We start from the raw sequence: 18,628 nt of genomic DNA, 5'->3' as shown, positions 1-18,628 counted from the left end.
CCGCACACTGATCGTCACTTGGAGACGCGGTCCAGTAGTTCGATGGTTGTGTTCCACAGCTGTTGTTCGCGATTGAGGTTGTGCGCTGTTGCCTGTACTTCGGTCAGCTTGGTCTTCAGGACGAAGGCGCCGTCGCGTAGGTGTGCCCATTTGCCGTCCAGGGCCATTGCGGCCAGTAAAGGACCTGAGCGTTGTGGCGTCGATACGCCTGGGATGCGAGCCAAAGCACGGCTGATTGACTGGAGGGCCTTCGGGGCGCCGCGGCCGAGGGCTGTGCCGGGCATCCAGCCGGGTTCGAACACCGAGACGTTGATCCCGGAGCCGGCCTGGCGTTGCAGTTCGTGGGCGTAGTACAGGATCGCCAGCTTGGCGTTGGAGTAGGCGATGCCGGAGGCGGTCATGCCCGGCGGCTGGTCGCCGGCGGCCGGGCGGGCGAGCTCGACGGGGTCGGCCCACTTGGCTTCCGGCACACGCAGCAGCTTGCGCCAGAAGTTGGCGGAGTAGGTGTTCGAGCCGAGCAGTACGACGCGCGCCGGGGCAATGAACGAGCCGAGGAGGTCGCCGATGAGCTGGGCGTGGGCGAGGTAGTTGACGGCGAAAGTCAGCTCGTAGCCGTCAAGCGACGCCCGCCGGGTGTCGGGCGACATGGTGCCGGCATTCGCGACCAGCGCCCGCAGTGGCCGTACGGCGCTCGCGGCTAGCAGATCGCGCACGGTGGCCGCCGCGGCACGCACATCGGCGAGGCTCGCGAGGTCGCAGCCGATCTCGTGAACGCGTGCCCCCAGGGCACGGGCCTCGTCGCCGACCGCCGTCAGATCGCGCCCGGCACGGCCGACCAGCAGCAGGTCGGGGCGCCGCCCCTCCGGTCGGCCAGCCATGGCGAGCGCGGCGTAACGGCCCAGGTTCCGGGTCGGGCCGGTGATCAGAACAGTTCCAGGTTCGGTCATACCCGCAGACTGTGCGAACTGCCCGGCGGCAACCAGTCGTCCGGTTTTCGTGGGACTGACAGGACCAGGACAACCCAGTGCCGGCTCACGCACACTGGAGCCTGTGGAAACGTGGGAGTTCGGCCGGACCGTACGCCGCTGGCGCGACCGGCTCGCACCCGAGGCCATCGGCGTTCCGGCAGGCCGTCGACGGCGGGCCACCGGGCTGCGCCGCGAGGAGCTGGCCGCGCTCGCCGGCATCTCAGCCGACTATCTGACCCGCCTCGAGCAGGGACGCGCAACCGCGCCGTCCACGCAGGTCGTGGAGTCACTGGCCCGCGCACTGCGCCTCGCCGACACCGAACGCGACCTGCTCTACCGACTGGCCGGGCACGCCGCACCCGGCCCCGAAATCGTGCCGTCCCGGGTCACCCGGAGCGTGCAACGGTTACTCGACCGGCTCTCGCCCACCCCGGTGATCGTGTACGACGCCAGCTGGACACTCGTACTGGCCAACGCGCCCTATGACGCGCTCATGGGCGACACGACCGCCTGGCGTGGCCCGCACCGCAACGCCATCTGGCGCAACGTCACCGGGATGCCCTCACGGGTGGTGCATACCCCGCAAGAGCAAGCAGAGCACGAGGCCCGACTGGTGGCCGACCTGCGCCTGACCGCGTCGCGCTACCCGGCCGACCGCGCCCTACGGCAACTGATCACTGACTTCAGCTCCGGCAGCCCGCGTTTCGCCGAGCTCTGGGACGCCGATGCACCGCCGCCCTTGGCCGAACCGTCCCGACGCAAGACCATCGACCATCCGGCTGTCGGCCCGATCGCCCTGGACTGCGACACGCTCCTCGTCGCTCTGGACGACCTCCGCATCACCATCTACACCGCCGAGCCCGGCACCGAAGACGCCGCCCGCCTCGATCTCGCCACCGTCCTGGGCACCCAGTCGCTGTAGGACTGCCCGGTACCGCGGTGCGGGAATTAGAACAAACCACTGTGCATGAGGTCTGCTGATTTCTTCATTCTTTGATTAATGGCTCAATGATTTCTGTGTTCTGCGTCACGGTGATTTTGTATACCGCCAGGTGGCGCGCTGAGACGCGGCCCGGGGCTGCCGGAATTCGGTGATACTCGGGTTATGGAGCTGGGGAAGCATTATCGGTGCGAGTACTGATTGCCGGGGTGGACCAGGAGTTCGTGGCCACCTCCGCTCGTGAGCTGCGCCGGCTGTCGATGGCGGTCGACGTCTGTCACGAGGGCGGCGGCGCGCTCGAACGGATCGGGCTGCACGACTACGACGTTGTAGTCCTCGACGCCGAGCTTCCTTCCGTTCCCGCCGACGAGTTGGTCCGCAAGGTGGTCGCGTCCGGAGAAGGGCCGCGGCTGCTCCTGCTGACCCGGTCGACCGATGTGGCGGACCGGGTCGAAGGGCTCGCGATCGGTGCCGATGACGTGCTGTCCTGGCCGTTCGCGACGGTGGAACTCGTGGCCAGGATCCAGGCCCTCGGCCGCCGGTCGGTCCGTGCGCTTCCGCCGGTACGGAGGTGGCAGGACGTGGTCCTCGACCTGCCCAGGCACCAGGCCAGCCGGCAGGGCCGCTTCCTGCACCTGTCGCCGAAGGAGTTCGCCGTACTCGATGTCCTGATGCGTGCCGCGGGGGCCGTGGTCAGCGCCGAGGAACTGCTCGAGAAGGCCTGGGACGAGAATGCCGATCCGTTCACGAATGCCGTCCGCGTCACGATGATGACGCTGCGCCGAAAACTCGGCCCACCCGGTCTGATCGAGACCGTTCCCGGCGTCGGATATCGATTGCGCTAATGCGGACCGGAGCTCGAACCTTCCGCCCCCGGAGGTCGATCCCCGGCCCGCTCGTGTAGCGACGTCACTACTCCACAGATTCAACCCGACCGGGCCTATTGCGAGCATCAAGGATTTCCCTTACGCCACCCTTATCCCCGCCCTGAGCCGCAATCGCGACGACGTTGGCAGTGATGATCGCCGTGACCGCCAGCCACTCGAGCAGGCCGAGCGTCTGACGCAACCAGATCCAGCCGACCAATACCGCGAGCAGCGGGTTGATGCTCATGAAGAGGCCGTAGAAGCCGGTGGGGATCCGGCGGAGCGCGACCAGGTCGACCAGGAAGGGGACGGCCGAGGAGAGGACGCCAGCGGTGACCGCGTAGGCGAGGTACCGGAGGGCCGGCTGGTGGTGGAGGAAGATCCAGAGGCCGATGGGGAGGTACACCAGAGCGGAGACCGTGGACGCGGCGGCGGCGCCCTGAGCTGATGGGAGGCGGGTGCCGAGGGTGCGGTTGAGGAGGATGTACGCCGCCCAGCAGGCCGCCGCGACGAGGCCGAGGGACAGGCCTAGGTAGTCGGTGGTCGGTTGGGGCCTCATGAGGACGACCACCGCAGTACCGGCGACCAGCGCGCAGAGGAGATCGAGCTTGCGGCGGGACGCAGTCAGCGCGACCGCGAGGGGGCCGAGGAACTCCAGGGTCACCGCCAGGCCGAGGCCGATCCGGTCGATTGCCGTGTAGAGGGTGAGGTTCATGACCGCGTAGACGGCGGCGAGCGCCAGTACGGGCAGCCACTCGCGACGGGTGAAGGAGCGGAAGCGTGGGCGGGTGATGCCCACGAGCAGGATGGCGGCCACCCATTGACGCACGGCGACCACGCCGGCCGGTCCCAAGGCGGGGAAGGCAAGTGATCCGGTGGCTGCGCCAACCTGGTTGGACAGGGCGCTGCCCAGCATCATCCCCACCCGCGACGGCGTCATACCGGCAGGATGTGCCTGAGCCGGCAATACGCAAAATGCATGAACCGGTTATCTATACGATCAGCGTATGGACGTGGAGCTTCGGCAGTTGCGGGTGCTGGTCGCGATCGTCGACGCCGGCAGCTTCACCGACGCGGCACTCGATCTCGGCGTCTCGCAGGCGGCGGTCTCAAGGACCCTGGCGGCGCTCGAACAGAGCCTGAAGGTCCGGTTGCTCCACCGGACCAGTCGCACGATCGCGCTCACCCCGACCGGTGCTCAGCTCGTACCGAGGGCCCGCCGGCTGCTGGCGGAGATGGACGAGCTGGTCCGCGAGGCCACCTCCGGACACGCCCGCCTCCGGGTCGGCCATGCGTGGTCGGCGCTCGGCCGGCATACCGCGACCTTCCAGCGCCGCTGGGCCGAGCTCCACCCCGACGTCGACCTCCTGCTGGTCCGCACCAACACCCCGAGCGGCGGTTTGGCGGAGGGCGTCTGCGACCTCGCCGTCGTCCGGACCCCGCCCGACGAGAAGCATTTCGCCGTCACCGAGGTCGGCCTCGAGCGCCGGTTCATCGTGATGGCCGCCGACGATCCGTGGGCTCGCCGCCGCTCGATCAAGCTCGACGAGGTCCGCACCCGCACGGTGATGTCCGACCGCAGAACCGGTACTACGACAGCCGACCTCTGGCCGCTCGGCGACCGGCCGGAGCTCGAGGACACCGCCGACGTGGACGACTGGCTTGCGCGGATCGCGGCCGGCGGCGTCGTCGGCATCACCCCGGAAAGCACCGCCACGCAGTACGGCCGGGCAGGAGTCGTCTTCCGGCCGCTGAAGGACGCGCCGCCCGTCGCGGTACGGGTGATCTGGCCGCGGCACGACCCGCACCCGGCGACCCAGGACGCGGTCGCGCTGATCGCGAACCTTTACCAGGCTTAGCCGACCTGCTCGACCGACGCCGCGTGCCGCTTGGCGAGGTCGTGGTAGATGGCCGCGTTGTGGTCGACGAAGACCCTGGCGTTGCCCTTGAGCGGAATGATCTTCTTCGCCGGGCTGCCGAGCGCGACGGACTCGCCGGGGATGACCATGCCCGGAGTGACGGTCGCGCCGGCGGCGATCAGTGTCCGGGCGCCGACGACGGCGCCGTCCAGAACGATCGCTCCGTTGCCGATCAGGGCCTGTTCGCCGATCGTGCAGTCGTGGACCAGGCACTGGTGGCCGATCGTCACGTTCTTGCCGATCTCGCAGATCCCGGCGTTGTTGTGCAGCACCGAGTTGTCCTGGATGTTGGCGCCCTCGCGGATGATGATCTGGCCGAGGTCGGCGCGGATCACCACGCCGTACCAGATCGACGCGTCCTTCTCGACGATCACGTTGCCGACCAGGGTGGCGGTCGGCGCGATCCAGGCTTCCGGGTGCACGGTCGGGCTGACGCCCTCAAAGGAATACAGCGGCATGATCAGCAGCCTAGGCGACCGCGCGAACCTTCTTCACCAGTACCGCGCCCGCGAGCGTGACGCCCGCGGCCAGGCTGTAGAGGACCGGGTAGCCACCGAGCACCTTGACGACGGGCGCCGCGATGGCGGGCGCGATCACCTGGGGCAGCGAATTGGCGATGTTGATGACACCGAGGTCCTTCGCGCGATCGCGGGCGCTCGGCAGGACCTCGGTCAGCAGCGCGAAGTCGACGGACAGGTAGACCCCGAAGCCGATCCCGAGCACCACCGCACCGACGATGGCGGCGATCCAGGTCGGCCAGATCGCGAGTACCAGCGCGCCGGCGGCCATCACGACTCCGGCCCAGGTGACGAAGATCTTGCGCTTGCCCGTCTTGTCCGACCAACTGCCCGACCAGACGGCGGTGACGATCGTGCACACGCTGTAGATGGCGGTGAGCACGAGTACGCCGGTGTCCGGGTCGCCGTACTCAACAGCATCCTGGAGATAGAAGAACAGGTAGAGCGTGCCGAGCGCGTTGCCCACGTTGAGCAAGAAGCGGGTCAGCCAGGCCCAGCCGAAGTCCGGGTACTTCCGTGGGCTGACCCAGAAGCTCTTCCAGAACTCCCGCCAGACGAGCGGCTCCTTCGACGGCAACCGCTCGTCACCGCTCGCCACCACGTACGGGATGACCGACAGCAGCAGGAACGCAGCGCAAGCGACGTAGCCGACGCCGACCCCGCCGACGACGGTGGCAAGCCCCACCCCGACCAGTGCGCCAAGCGTCTGCGCCAGCGCGACCCAGCCGCCGACGACTCCACGCTGAACCTTCGGCACCCGGTCCGGTACCGCGGCGGTGATGGCCGCCAGCAACGCGTTGCAGAACAGTTGCACCAGGCACCAACCGACCACCATCACAGCGACGGCCGACGCCCCAGCAAGCACCAGCAACCCGGCCGCGCCACCCAGGGCGCCACCGAGCACCCATGGCACCCGCCGCCCAAACCTCGATCCCGTCCGATCCGAGACCGCGCCGGCGATCGGGTTGGCCACCACGGAGACCGCCGCCCCGATCCCGGTCACCAGCCCGAACACGAACTCCTTGTTGCCAGGAGCAATCACATCCGACTGCTTGGCCAGCAGCACCTGGATGGGCCCGAGGAACGCCGCGAACACACCGACGTTGACGAGAACCACCGCTGCAGTCCAGCGTCCCCGAACGAGAACGGTTGGTTCGCCGAGCGCCAGCGTCATGCGCGGTTCTTGGCGATCAGGTCGCGGTACCAGTGGTACGAGGCCTTGGGGGTGCGTTCGAGGGTTTTGTAGTCGACGTGCACGAGGCCGAAGCGCTGGGAGTAGCCGACCGACCATTCGAAGTTGTCCAGCAGGGACCATTGGAAGTACCCCCGGACGTCCACGCCGTCGTCCATCGCCGACTTCAGGGAGTGCAGATAGCTGTCCAGGTAGGCGATCCGGCGCTGGTCGTCCACCATTCCGTCGACCGGCCCGTCGTTGATCGCGCAGCCGTTCTCCGTGATGTAGATGGGTGGCAGCCGATCGCCGTACCGGGCCTTCAGCGTGCGGAGGATCTCGCCGAACGCCTCCGGCACGATCGGCCAGCCGAAGTCCGTCTTCTCGACGCCGTCGATCGTGCGTGGCTCGAACGGCAGACCCTCGGGCATCGGGATGCCGTCGGTAGCCGCCAGATCAGCCTCGCCGCTCGGCGCGCCGACCCGCGTCGGCGCGTAGTGGTTGAGCCCGAACCAGTCGATCGGCGTCGAGATGATCTTCAGATCCTCGGCCACCGGCCCCGGCATCCCGTCGCCGATCCCGTTCGGGTACTCCCCCAGCAGGATCGGGTCGACGAACATCCAGTTGATCAGGTTGTCGTACAGCCCGGCCGCCTCGACATCCTCGGCACTCGAGCTGGCCGGCCAGGTCGGCGCATGGTTCGACGCGATCCCGATGTTCGACGCGCCACCGGCCCGCAGCGCCTGTACTGCGCGCCCATGCGCCAGCAGTTGATGATGCGCCACCGGCAACGCCTCGAACCCGAGTTGCTTACCAGGCGCATGCCCGCCCACCGCGTACCCGATCAGCGTCAGCACCATCGGCTCGTTGATCGTCATCCAGATCGGCACCCGATCGGAGAACCGCTCCGCCACGATCGTCGCGTAGTCGGCGAACCGATGGGCGATGTCCCGGTTCAGCCACCCACCCGCATCCTCCAGCTCCTGCGGCGTATCCCAGTGGAACAAGGTCGGAGCGGGTTTGATGCCAGCGGCAAGGAGTGAGTCGATCAGCCGGTCGTAGAAGTCCAGCCCGGCCCCGTTGGCCAGTCCCTTGCCGGTCGGCTGCACCCGCGGCCAGGAGAACGAGAACCGGTAGACATCGATCCCGAGCTCCTTCATCAGCCCGACGTCCTCGGCGTACCGGTGGTAGTGGTCGCAGGCGACCTCCCCGGTGTCACCGTCCTTGATCCGCCCCGGCTCCGCGCAGAAGGTGTCCCAGGTCGAGGCCCCGCGACCGCCCTCGGTCACGGCTCCTTCGATCTGGTACGCCGAAGTCGAGACGCCCCAGAGGAAGTCGGGGCCGAAGTCAGCTGGCATTGGCATCATCCCTTGTCTGGTCCACCGGCCGGACGATGACGGCCGTCCCATAGGCCGCCACCTCGCTCATGGTCTGAGCGATCTCGTTGCAGTCGAACCGCATCGCCAGGATCGCGTTGGCGCCCATCTGGTGCGCCATCTGGCACATCCGCATCACCGCGACGTGCCGCGACTCGGCCAGCATCTGGGTGTACTCCGGTACTTCACCGCCACCCAGCGAACGGAAGCTGGCGGTGAAGTTCGACCCGAAGTCGCGGCTCCGCACGGTCAGTCCGAACACCTCGCCGAAGACCATGTCCGCCCGGAATCCGGGCAGATCGTTCATGGTCGAGACGAGCACGGGGTACGGCGAACCCGGCGGAGCCACGTGCGGCGGGGGAATGTATTGAGTCATGCGGTCATCATTGCCTGAAGACTTGCAGCTCATACAGCGAGTACCCGTACGACGTCGCCCGGCGTGTCCCGGTCATCCGCACATACCGTGTCGTCACCGGGCTGAACCTCGCGACGTCCTCGCCACCGTTGCCCGACGCAGTCGCATAGACCTGCTGCCAGTTCACGTTGTCCCGCGACACCTCGACCTTGTACGCCGCCCCATACGCGGCCTCCCACTGCAGCACCACCCGACCGACCTGCTGATCAGCCCCGAGATCGACCTTCAACCACTGCGGATCCGACCAGTCACTGGCCCATCTCGTGGAGGCATTGCCATCCACAGCATTGGCCGGCGGCGAGTTGAAGAGCCCACGTTCGTAGCTGCTGGCAGTCGCCGTCTTCCCCACCGCTTGGTTGCTGACGTCGTCCCCACGCCGCGCAGGGAACTCGATCACCTGCTGGTACGTCGGCCGGTTGACCCACGCCATCCGATCCTGCGTGATGCCACCCATCGGCTGGTGCACGATCTGATCCGCGCAGAACTGATCCCCTGCCGCACAATCGCCACTCGCCGGGTACGTCGTCGCCGCCGGTACCTTCGTTGCTGCTAGCAAGGAATCCGACAGCACCGACCGGCAGGCCGCCAGCGAACCGCCACCACAGAAGGTCACCGGCTGCGCCGTCTTCACCTGATCACCGAGCACCTTGCGCAGATCCCGCTGAACGAAGCCCCACCATCCGGTCTGGAAGGCGGAGCCCTGCGCACTCGGCCGCTCGTCGATCTTCTGCGTGTGCACCAGCGCGTTGTAGAGGTCAGGCCCGAGCCCCTGGAACTCCGCCGGCACCAGGATCGGCCACCAGGCGTCGAGGATCCGGATCGCGTCGGCGTGGTCATAGACCTTGGACGCCTCGTTCGGTGTCTTGCGATGCGCCCCGGCCGCCTTCCACGCCTCCAGCTTCGCCACCGCGTCGGCCACCGCCGGATCCGTGATCGGAGCGCTCTTCAGCACCCTGAGCAGATACGGCAGGACCTGATCGCCCCGCAGGTCGACCGTTGCGGCGTCCTCCATCGCCTCGACCAGCTTGCCCCGGGTGAACTTCTGCCCGGCCCCGATCACGGCCTTGATCCGATCATCGAGCGGCTGGCTCCGGTACACGGAGTTGTAGCCGAAGTTCCCGTCGGAGGCCGAGAATCCGGGCGCCTGCTTGTTGTTCCAGCTCGTCAGGTAGTCCTGGTTGACGACCTGCGGATGCTCCGCGGCCGGTGTGTACGTCGCCCGGTTGGTGTCCGGGTTCCAGCCCTGCCACTCGTACGAACTCCAGGTCGGCAGGTTCGGGTCGGCACCGGCCGCGCGGACCGGGTTGTCGCCGGAGTTGAAGTACGCGATGTCGGTCTTGTCCGTGTAGAACCAGTTGAAGGTGTAGCCGATGTTCGCGGCCGCCTTCTTGAAGTCCGAGGACGAGTGGATCTGGTCCGGGTCGTTGAGCAACATGAACCCGAGCGCCGACCCCGCCTCGTTCCCGTACGTCGACCGGTTGCTGGTGAACAGGACGGGCTTGCCCGCCACGGTCCCCCGATGCGTCACGATCCCGTACTTCGTCCGCTGCGCCACCAGCGTGTACGACCCGGCCGGCTCCGACGAGCCCAGACTCGAGTACCACGCGTTGTGCCGTTCGAGCTTCTCGATCGGCGTGCACTGGTTGCGGAACAGGTAGTGGGTCGAGGTCTTGCTCGGTGTACTCCCATCGGGTTCACAGAGCGGTACGGCGTACGTGTCGGTGATGTCCTGGCCGGCGGACGTTGCACTCCACGAGTAGTCGGCGCCGCGGCCGATCAGCGTGTAGAAGTTGATGCCGGCGAACGCGACGCCACGCGAGCTGATGCCGGGGCCCTGGAGCTCCTGGCGCATCAGGAGTTGCGGGGCGAAGTACGAGGTCTGCGGTCCGTAGACGGCGACCGGGTTGCCGCTCTGGGTGTGCTGGCCGGAGACCATCAGCGCGTTCGACATGCCCTTCGGACCGAAGCCGTCCGGGAACACCCCACCATCGAAGATGCCCTTCAACGCTTGCTTGCCCTGCGCCTTGTTAGGCGGCTTGATGCCCGTGCTGCTCCTGGGTTTTGCGAGCGCTTTGGACGCCGACCCGGTCTGATCCACGACCTCCGGCTCCGGCGTCACCGACCCGCGATCCGGCATCGCGCGCCCGGCCGGGTTCGCGCCCACAACCCCATAGGGGAAGGTGGTTCCGTTGTGCACGGTCGTGTTCGCCTCGGGGTCGTTCTGCGACCGGAAGGACTCCCAGACTTTGGTGCCCTGGACAACGCCGTACTTCGCTTGCGCCTCCAGCAACGCCAGCGCCGACGCCATCTCACCGCCACCACCGGTGCCGAAGATGCCGGCCACGACGGCGGCCGTGGCGACCACGTCGGTCACCTTCCACGGCTGCGGCGTCGGCAGTCCGAGCGCGACGTACTCGCCCGGATAGGCGATCCCGACCGTGTTGATGTAGTAGTTGACGCCGTCCACCCAGGCCTGGATGTCCTTCTGCATCTTGAGTCCATCGGCACCGTACAGATCGTCGGCGTCGTCGAACTGCTTCTGCAGATCGGCCTCGTTGTACGGCGCGGTCCGCCAGAACTCCTGCTCGAACGCCCGGTTCGCCGCCGCGCCGCCCGCGAACGGGGTCAGCTGGCCGCGACCGAGATGACGGAAGACGTCCATCACGAAGAGCCGGTCCTGCGCACCGGCGTACCCGGCGCCGAACATCGTGCCCTCGCGGGTGGTACCGGTGATGTGCGGGATGCCGCGGGACTTGTCGCGCACGATCGTGACGTCGGCCCGCGGTTTGAAGGTGGACGCGACGTCACCAGGCGCCACGCCGAAGGAGGAGTCGTCGTAGTACGGGTCGAGGCCGTCGTCGGTGATGCCCTGGGAGTTCCAGACCAGCCGCTCGTAGGGTTTGACGGTGTCGCTGAAATGTGGCGGCCTGGTCCCGAAACCCTTGAACAGCAGGAGATCCGTGAAGGTCGCGTTACCGTTCTGGCCCGGCGGCACGATGTCGGCGCACTGGCCGGCGCAGTAGTCGACGGGCGCGGCGACGGCCGCGGCGGCTGGTTTCGCCTGACTGGTACTGGACAGGCCTGCGGCGAGTACTGCGCTGACGGCGAGCGCGGCGGTCGTCCTGCGAACAACACGGGTGAGCGGAGTGGGGCGGGGGCGCGTCACTGGTCCTCCCTGGGGTGGTCGTCAAAAACTGAGAATGACTCACCAGTAACATCAAGTCAAGGGCGCCTGATGGGTTTAGGAGACGGCTGCCTGCTTGGCGGTGAAGGTGTTGCAGGCGGCCGGGTCGGCGGCGTCGAAACCGGCCCGGGACCAGCGGCTGTGGTTGATCTTGTTGCCGTGCGTGCGCTTCGGGTTCCACTCGTCGCCGCGGTTGCGGACGGTCCACTTCCACTTGATCAGCCAGGAACCACGCGCGGGGAAGAACTGCTTGTCGGCGCCCAGGTACACGCCGCTCAGGCAGGACGCCTGCAGCTCGCGCCGACGACTCTCGAGCAGCTGCATGGAAGTGCTGCTGAGGATCATCTCGCGGTTGTGCGACGCCTGCAGGATGCCGGTCATCGCCTGCACGTGGTGTCCGTACTCATGGGCGATCAGGAACGCCATCGTCGTCCGGGTCCACAGCGGGTCGTACGTGGTCTGGTTCTTCAGGTCGTAGTCGGCGCTCATGTAGATCATGCCGTCGCAGTAGACAGCAGTGCTGGTCAGATCGCAGAAGGTGTTGGTCGAGCGGCCCGAGTAGACAACCAGCTTTGGCGCCCAGAACCGGTAGCCCGCTTCGCGGACCGCCGGCGCCCAGGCCTTGTTGAGGCAGCCGAGGAACTGCGTGTAGTACTGCTTGACCTTGGCCAGCGAGGTCGCCCTGGCTGTCGGCTCCTTGCATCTGGAAGGCGGGATCCGGCCGATCTTGTACAGCCTGTTCTGCAGGACGATGAGGTTGTCCTGGTTCGGCGGCGGCGAGGCGGTCGGCCCCGTTGGCTCCGGCTCGGTCGGCTCAGCAGTCTCCGGTACGCCGGACGGCGCGGCCGGCGCCAGCGGCGTACCGATCGTGGCCAGCACCCGGTCCGGCCGGTCGTCGCCGTCGCCGGACATCCGCACCGCCGTCACCCCGGCCGCCGCGACGAGCCCCAGTGCGGCACAGACCAGTACCGAGTTCCCCCACCGGTTGTCCCCCATCGCTACACCATAACCCGCAACTTTCAGTGACGAACCCATGGCAGATCGATGCTGTCAGCCACTATGGTGATTCGCACCATGGGCACACATGAGCGGCATCGGTTGACCGAGGTCATCAACGCCAAGGGAACTTTCACTCCGCTCGGGGTCTCCCGCAGCTCGGCCGGCGTGGCCGCTGCCGTCGCGGAGGCGCTCCCCGAGTTCTTCGTGATGGACGAGCTCGCCGACCGGGCCAGCGAAGCCCTCGCCCACGCGACCGGCGCCCAGGCCGGAGCCGTCACGCACTGCACGTCGGCCGCGATCACGCTCTGCGTCGCGGCCGCGATGGCCGGGACGGATCCCGAGCGGATCGCCACACTGCCCGATACCAGCGACATGCACAACCGCGTCGTACTACCGGCCGGGCACGTGGTCAGCTACGGCCAATCGATCACCCAGGCTGTGCGCTTGGCGGGGGCCAGCGTCACGGTCGCAGGGGACGAAAACCGTTGCAGCATTGACGATCTGGACGAGGAACTCGCCGGAGAGGACATCGCCTGCCTGCTGCTGGTGTCGTCCCGTCTCGTCACCGGTGAGCCGATCGATCTGACCGCCGCGGTGCGAGCCGCGCATCGTCGCGGCGTGCCCGCGATCATCGACGGGGCAGCGCAGTTCCCCCGGACCGCGGATCTGCTCGCGACGGGAGCGGACGCGGTGCTGGTCAGCGCGCAGAAGTATCTGGCCGCGCCGACCGCCGGCCTGGTGGTGGGGACGCATCGGCTGGTACGGGCGGTTCGCGCACAGGAGAGAGGGATCGGGCGCGGGATGAAGCCGACGAAGGAAGCGACCGTCGGGGTGCTTGCCGCGCTGGAGGAGTGGCAGGCGATGGATCGGGCCAAGTGGGAGGCCGATCAGGCGGCCAAGGTGCTCGCGTTTGTCAGTGCGGCCAACGAGCTGCCCGGGTTGGCTGCCGAAGTACTGGCTGATCCCACCGGTCTGCCCTTGTCACGCGTGCTTCTGACCGTCTCCGGGGGAATCGATGCCACAACCTTGGCCGACGAACTGGAGCACGGAAGGCCGGCGATCTACGTCAGCAGGGCGCAGAGTCCGGAAGGCCGGCTCATCCTGGAACTGGTTCCGCTCGACTCCGATGAGCTCGAGATCATCCTGACCCGGCTGGCGATGGAGCTGCAGGCAACAGAAACCCCGGCGACCTTTCGGCCACCGGGGTCTGTTGTCTGAACGTCAGCGCTGGAAGGAGCGACCGCTGCCGGAGCGCTCGGGACGACGGCTTCCGCCACCGCTACCGCCGCGACCCTGGTAACCGCCACCGCCACCACCGAAGCGCTTGCCACCCTTGTTGAAGCCACCGCTTCCGCGGGTCGGCTTCGGAGCGGGAAGCTTGACCGGGTAGCCCGACGGCTTGGTGCCACCGGTCAGCTCGGTCATCAGGCCATCACCCGGACGGGCGCGGACCGGCTCGGCCTGGACACCGGCCGACTCGGCCATCCGCATCATGCCCCGACGCTGGTGCGGCAGGAGCAGTGTGACGACGGCGCCCTTGCCACCGGCGCGCGCCGTACGGCCCGCGCGGTGCAGGTAGTCCTTGTGCTCGGCCGGCGGGTCAGCCTGGACGACCAGGCCGACGTCGTCGACGTGGATACCGCGAGCGGCGACATCCGTTGCCACCAGCACCGGTACCGAACCGTCCTTGAACTGGTCCAGGGTGCGGTTGCGCGCGCCCTGGGTCAGGCCGCCGTGCAGCGCCGCGGCCATCACGCCACGGTCGCGCAGCTGGGTGGCGACGCGGTCGGCGCCCAGCTTGGTCCGGACGAAGACGATGGTACGGCCGTCGCGACTGGCCAGCTCGGCCGTCAGCGACTGCTTGTGGCCCGGCTCGATGACGAGCAGGTGGTGCTCCATCGTGGAGACGGTGGCCTGGCCGGACTCGGTCGAGTGCGTGACCGGGTCCTTCAGGTAGGTCTTCACGATCTTGTCGACGTCGTTGTCCAGCGTCGCCGAGAACAGCAGCCGCTGTCCTTCCTTCGGCGTCATGTCCAGCAGCGTCGTGACAGCGGGCATGAAGCCCATGTCGCACATGTGGTCGGCCTCGTCGAGGACCGCGACCTCCACCGCACCGAGGTCGGCAGCGCCCTGCTCACACAGGTCGATCAGCCGGCCGGGGGTGGCGATCAGCAGGTCGACGCCGCGACGCAGCGACTCGATCTGCTTCGGGTAGGGCAGACCGCCCGCGATCAGCTTGATCGTCACGCCCATCACGTGGGCGAGCGGCTCGAGCGCGTCGTGTACCTGCATGGCGAGCTCGCGGGTCGGCACCAGCACCATGCCGCGCGGACGGCGCGACTCGGTGTGGCCACCGGCCAGCCGCATCAGCGTCGGCAGGCCGAACCCGAGGGTCTTGCCGGAGCCGGTCTGACCGCGACCGAGCACGTCCTTGCCGGCCATCGCGTCCGGGATGGTCGCTTCCTGGATCGGGAACGGCTGGGTGATGCCGTCCTTCGCCATCCGCTGCACCAGCCGCGGCGCGAGCCCGAGGGCCGCGAAGCCATTGCCCTCGGCAACCTCGCCGAGGTCCTCCATCGGGTCGAACTTGCGCTCGGGACGGTCGTACGCCCGGTCGCCGCGGTCGTAGCTGCGGGCCGGACGCTCGCGGTCGAAACCACGGTTGTCCCGCTCGCCACGGTCGAAGCTGCGGGCCGGACGCTCGTCGGTGTTGTACGTCCGCGCGGGGCGGTCGTCGTTGCTGCGCGCCGGACGGTCGTCACGGTCGAAGCTGCGGGCCGGACGGTCGTCGCGGTTGAACGTGCGCGCCGGCCGGTCGTCGTTGCTCCGCGCGGGGCGGTCGTCGCGGTTGAACGTGCGGGCCGGACGGTCGTCGGTGCGGGCCGGACGGTCGCGGTCGAAACCACGGCTGTCGCGGTCGTTGCTGCGGAAGGCCGGCTTCTCCGAGGAGCCCTGGTAGCTGCTCTTCGGGTACGACGACGCCGGCTGGGTGCTCTTCGGGTAGGAAGAGCGGCTGTCGGTGCTCCGGTTCGGGGTGCGCTCGGCGGCGCGGTAGCCCTTCACCGGCGCGTCGCGACGCTCGCCGCGGCTGCCGCGGTCGGAGTACTGGGAGGGGCCGCCGCGACGCTCGGGAGCGGGGGCAACCTTCTCGACCCGGGCTGAGCTGCGCTCGGTACCGGGGGTGGTCGGTGCGTCCAGCTCAGCGGCCATCCGCTCGCCGTACGACTGGGTCTGGAACTTCTTGTGCCGCGGCTTCTTGGCGCCATCGGCGGGTACGAACTGGTCCTGGTCGTGCTGGGACACGCAATCTCTCTCTCAACGTCACGGACTGATGCCGGATCGGACCCGCACGCGAGCGCCGGCCAAAATCTTTTGGCCGGACTGAACCGTGCTGGGCAGGAGATAGGCATCGACCTGCGGGTGCTATCGCGAATTGCACCCATGTCGTCGGGGGTCCATCAGCGGGATGCTGAAACCGACGGGTCGGAGCGCCTGGGAAATGCTCTGGTGACGCGACTCGCGCACCGACGCCTCCAAGCATACCCGAAACCAGCTCAGCCCTTGACCACGGCCGGTGACCGCCGCCTCAGTGAGACCAAGGCAACTACCACCGCGACCGCCGCGACGGAGATCACGGGGACGAAAGCCGGGTGCATGTCCTTCGACAGACTCGGCGCGCGATCCGGGCCGATCGCCCACAGGGCAAGCGGAATCGCATAGACGGCAGCGAGAAGAGCAGCCCACGGCCGAACCGATCGGAGGGCGGTATTCCGCAGTGCGCCGCTGAGGACGATCGCGACGGGGACGATGGCGAGCATCGCGAACTGCCCGATGACCAGGACGGGGACGGCGCAGGCGGAGATGAGGACGGACTTCGTCTTGCGGGCGGCGGTCATGGCTTTGCTCCTTGGGTTAACTTCCGTAACTTTACATTCGTAACCTTACGGGTTGAGTAAACGGGTGTAAAGTGATCGGCATGACTTCTTCGAAGGGGCGGGAGCGGAACAAGCGCGGCGAGGGCGCTCAGTTGCGGGAGGAGATCGTGCGGGCGGCGACGCGGTTGCTGGACGCAGGTACGGAGCAGAGCGTGACGTTGCGGGCGGTGGCCCGGGAGGCGGGCATCACGGCGCCGTCGATCTACTCGCACTTCGCGGATCGGGAGTCGATTCTGCTGGCGGTCGCTCAGGACGGATTCGCCGAGTTGGAACGCTTGCTGCGTGACGCGTCGTTGGGCCTTGAGGATCCGGTCGAGCGGCTACGGGCGGTCTGTGCGGCGTACCTGGACTTCGCTGTGCGGTTGCCCGGGCGGTACCGGATCTTGTTCGGGGCTGCTTGGGATGCGCCCAAGTCGGTCGAGCGGGTGCCGGAGCTGGCGGCGGAGGTCGACGTGCTGGGGATGGGGGCGTTCGGCGTACTGGTCGAGGCTGTTGCCGACTGCGCCGCTGCCGGTCGGTCTGCCAGTAAGGACGCGACGGCGGATGCGGCGGCTCTCTGGGTCGGGCTGCACGGTTTCGCCCAGCTGCGGACGGCGGCGTCGTTGTTCCCCTGGCCGGCGGGGATGTTGGAGACGATCGTCGATCGGCTGACACTGTTGCAGGACTGAGGCTCAAGCGTCCTTCAGCTCTTGTGTGGGCGATCTACTGTGAAGGTATGGCGGAGGAGACCATTCCCAGCAAGGACCACTGGCTGTCGATCGGCGAGATCGCCCATCGCTCCGGTGTCGCCGCGTCGGCCTTGCGGTTCTACGAGGACCAGGGACTGATCACCTCCCGACGGACCGCGGGGAACCAGCGACAGTACTTACGCAGTACCTTGCGCCGGATCGCCTTCGTCCAGGCCGCCCAACGGGTCGGCCTCGCACTGGCCGAGATCAAGTCCGCACTGGATTCGTTGCCCGACGACCGTACTCCGACCCGCGCCGACTGGAGCCGGTTGTCGAAGTCCTGGCGCAGCCGGCTGGACGATCGGATCGCCGAGCTCGAGCGGCTGCGCGACGACCTCGACGGGTGCATCGGCTGTGGCTGCCTGAGCCTGCAGCGCTGCAACCTCTACAACAAAGCCGACCGGTTGGCCGAGCGCGGACCGGGCGCCCGCATTCTGAACGTCGGCATACCCGGCGAGTTATGACAGTCATACCGCCGACCCCGGCGAACGAGGGTTAACCCGAGGCTTTGTCCCGATCCGGTGTGGAATTCCTGGATGCTTGGCAAGCTGCCGATCTGTAGCGATCAGTAATCCGCCGGTCGCTTTCCGCCACAGATCACGGAGTGAGGCCCTCCCATGTCGCATCGCCGTATCCTGACTTCCCTGGCCGGGCTGGCAGCAGCCGCCCTGGCCGTCCCTGCCTACGCCGCAGCTGCACCAGCCCCAGAGCCGGCCCAGGCAAGCCACGTTTCGACGTACACCGGATCACCGCAGGACCAGGCCGCCACCAAGGCCTTCTACGACGCGGTGATGAAGTCCGTGAAGGCCAAGCAGGCCAAGTCCGGCAACAAGCTCGCCGCCGTCACCGTCACCTACGCGGTCGACGCCCCGACCTTCGCCTCCCAGATCGCTTCCAGCACGTCGATCTGGAACTCCTCGGTCAGCAACGTCACCTTGGTTGAAGGCAGCAACTACGACTTCTACTACACCGAAGGCAACGACTCCCGCGGCTCCTACGCCTCAACAGACGGCCACGGCAGCGGCTACATCTTCCTCGACTACACCCAGGCCCAGCAGTACGACCCCACCCGAATCACCGCCCACGAAACCGGCCACGTCCTAGGCCTCCCCGACCACTACTCCGGCCCCTGCTCCGAACTAATGTCCGGCGGCGGCCCCGGCCCCTCCTGCACCAACCCCTACCCCGACACCACAGAACGCTCCAAGGTCAACAACCTCTGGTCCAACGGCCTAACCACCCTCGGCAACCAGGCCGCCTTCCACACCTCCAAGTGAAGTAGCCCTCCGACCTCCGGCCCGGAACCGCCCGTCAGGGGACGGCTCCGGGCCGGAGTCAATCCCTTTCTCTCTTCTGTACTTGCTCTTGTTGTCGCTTGCCCTGCGCTTCGTGCACTCGCGGCTCACCCGAGGCTCTCGGCGCGGCAGCGTCTCTTCTACGCCGTTCCTGCTTGTCACTGCTCACCGGCGGCGCGGCACTCTCCCGACCACAGGCCGAGGTGCGCACTATTTATCCTTGTTCTTTGCTCTTGTTCTTTGCTCTTGTTCTTTGCTCTTGTTCTTTGCTCTTGTTCTTTGCTCTTGTTCTTTGCTCTTGTTCTTTGCTCTTG

Annotated in this window: 17 protein-coding genes; 7 read left to right on the top strand and 10 right to left on the bottom strand. The window is 67.6% G+C overall.

Annotated elements, in window-relative coordinates; translation table 11 throughout:
- Nucleotides 1–14: 14 nt before the first annotated feature.
- Nucleotides 15–947, bottom strand: a complete 933-nt coding sequence (locus ACIA12_RS36665; RefSeq protein ID WP_396371947.1) for an SDR family NAD(P)-dependent oxidoreductase — start codon at nt 945–947, stop codon at nt 15–17.
- 103 nt (nt 948–1,050) lie between these two features.
- Here ACIA12_RS36665 and ACIA12_RS36660 point away from each other — a divergent pair, with 103 nt between their 5' ends.
- Nucleotides 1,051–1,890: a helix-turn-helix transcriptional regulator gene (locus ACIA12_RS36660; RefSeq protein ID WP_396371946.1), complete on the top strand. Its 840-nt coding sequence runs from the start codon at nt 1,051–1,053 to the stop codon at nt 1,888–1,890.
- 206 nt (nt 1,891–2,096) lie between these two features.
- Nucleotides 2,097–2,753, top strand: coding sequence for a response regulator transcription factor (locus tag ACIA12_RS36655; protein ID WP_396371945.1), 657 nt, complete (start codon nt 2,097–2,099; stop codon nt 2,751–2,753).
- A gap of 67 nt (nt 2,754–2,820) precedes the next feature.
- Here ACIA12_RS36655 and ACIA12_RS36650 read toward each other — a convergent pair whose 3' ends face one another.
- Complete coding sequence (locus tag ACIA12_RS36650; protein WP_396371944.1) at nt 2,821–3,714, bottom strand: EamA family transporter; 894 nt, start codon at nt 3,712–3,714, stop codon at nt 2,821–2,823.
- A gap of 67 nt (nt 3,715–3,781) precedes the next feature.
- Between ACIA12_RS36650 and ACIA12_RS36645 the strand changes: the two genes are divergently transcribed.
- The gene (locus ACIA12_RS36645; RefSeq protein ID WP_396371943.1) at nt 3,782–4,633 is read left to right on the top strand and encodes a LysR family transcriptional regulator; all 852 of its coding nucleotides are present in this window, start codon (nt 3,782–3,784) and stop codon (nt 4,631–4,633) included.
- Here ACIA12_RS36645 and ACIA12_RS36640 read toward each other — a convergent pair.
- From ACIA12_RS36640 to ACIA12_RS36615, 6 genes are all read right to left on the bottom strand, one after another.
- The gene (locus ACIA12_RS36640) at nt 4,630–5,151 is read right to left on the bottom strand and encodes a gamma carbonic anhydrase family protein (protein WP_396371942.1); all 522 of its coding nucleotides are present in this window, start codon (nt 5,149–5,151) and stop codon (nt 4,630–4,632) included. The two genes, ACIA12_RS36645 and ACIA12_RS36640, sit on opposite strands and share 4 nt — an antisense overlap.
- Before the next feature lie 10 nt (nt 5,152–5,161).
- Nucleotides 5,162–6,385, bottom strand: coding sequence for an MFS transporter (locus tag ACIA12_RS36635; protein ID WP_396371941.1), 1,224 nt, complete (start codon nt 6,383–6,385; stop codon nt 5,162–5,164).
- A complete protein-coding gene (locus ACIA12_RS36630; protein WP_396371940.1) occupies nt 6,382–7,740 on the bottom strand; it encodes a GH1 family beta-glucosidase in 1,359 nt (452 codons plus the stop codon). Before ACIA12_RS36630 ends, ACIA12_RS36635 begins: the two co-directional genes overlap by 4 nt.
- Nucleotides 7,730–8,134: a YbjQ family protein gene (locus tag ACIA12_RS36625; RefSeq protein ID WP_396371939.1), complete on the bottom strand. Its 405-nt coding sequence runs from the start codon at nt 8,132–8,134 to the stop codon at nt 7,730–7,732. The genes ACIA12_RS36630 and ACIA12_RS36625 overlap by 11 nt, the downstream gene beginning before the upstream one ends.
- A gap of 7 nt (nt 8,135–8,141) precedes the next feature.
- On the bottom strand, nt 8,142–11,339 hold the full coding sequence (locus tag ACIA12_RS36620) for a penicillin acylase family protein (protein ID WP_396371938.1): 3,198 nt from the start codon (nt 11,337–11,339) through the stop codon (nt 8,142–8,144).
- A 75-nt stretch (nt 11,340–11,414) separates the two neighbouring features.
- Complete coding sequence (locus tag ACIA12_RS36615; RefSeq protein WP_396371937.1) at nt 11,415–12,353, bottom strand: neutral zinc metallopeptidase; 939 nt, start codon at nt 12,351–12,353, stop codon at nt 11,415–11,417.
- A gap of 78 nt (nt 12,354–12,431) precedes the next feature.
- Between ACIA12_RS36615 and ACIA12_RS36610 the strand changes: the two genes are divergently transcribed.
- Entirely contained in the window at nt 12,432–13,574 is a 1,143-nt protein-coding gene (locus tag ACIA12_RS36610; RefSeq protein WP_396371936.1) for an aminotransferase class V-fold PLP-dependent enzyme, read from the top strand.
- A gap of 3 nt (nt 13,575–13,577) precedes the next feature.
- Here ACIA12_RS36610 and ACIA12_RS36605 read toward each other — a convergent pair whose 3' ends face one another.
- Together ACIA12_RS36605 and ACIA12_RS36600 are read right to left on the bottom strand one after the other, a co-directional pair.
- Nucleotides 13,578–15,659 carry a DEAD/DEAH box helicase gene (locus ACIA12_RS36605; protein WP_396371935.1) on the bottom strand — a complete coding sequence of 694 codons (2,082 nt, stop codon included), beginning with the start codon at nt 15,657–15,659 and terminating at the stop codon, nt 13,578–13,580.
- 251 nt (nt 15,660–15,910) lie between these two features.
- Nucleotides 15,911–16,252: a hypothetical protein gene (locus tag ACIA12_RS36600; RefSeq protein ID WP_396371934.1), complete on the bottom strand. Its 342-nt coding sequence runs from the start codon at nt 16,250–16,252 to the stop codon at nt 15,911–15,913.
- Between the two features lie 80 nt (nt 16,253–16,332).
- On the opposite strand from ACIA12_RS36600, the gene ACIA12_RS36595 reads away from it, so the two are divergent.
- The 3 genes from ACIA12_RS36595 (at nt 16,333) to snpA (ending at nt 18,296) form a co-directional block, all read left to right on the top strand.
- Nucleotides 16,333–16,959, top strand: coding sequence for a TetR/AcrR family transcriptional regulator (locus tag ACIA12_RS36595; protein WP_396371933.1), 627 nt, complete (start codon nt 16,333–16,335; stop codon nt 16,957–16,959).
- Between the two features lie 47 nt (nt 16,960–17,006).
- The gene (soxR, locus tag ACIA12_RS36590; protein ID WP_396371932.1) at nt 17,007–17,483 is read left to right on the top strand and encodes a redox-sensitive transcriptional activator SoxR; all 477 of its coding nucleotides are present in this window, start codon (nt 17,007–17,009) and stop codon (nt 17,481–17,483) included.
- A 153-nt stretch (nt 17,484–17,636) separates the two neighbouring features.
- Nucleotides 17,637–18,296, top strand: coding sequence for a snapalysin (snpA, locus tag ACIA12_RS36585; protein ID WP_396371931.1), 660 nt, complete (start codon nt 17,637–17,639; stop codon nt 18,294–18,296).
- Nucleotides 18,297–18,628 lie beyond the last annotated feature (332 nt).

Source organism: Kribbella sp. NPDC051620 (assembly GCF_044453825.1).
Taxonomy (GTDB): Bacteria; Actinomycetota; Actinomycetes; order Propionibacteriales; family Kribbellaceae; genus Kribbella.
This window is presented reverse-complemented; position numbering and strand designations above follow the sequence as displayed.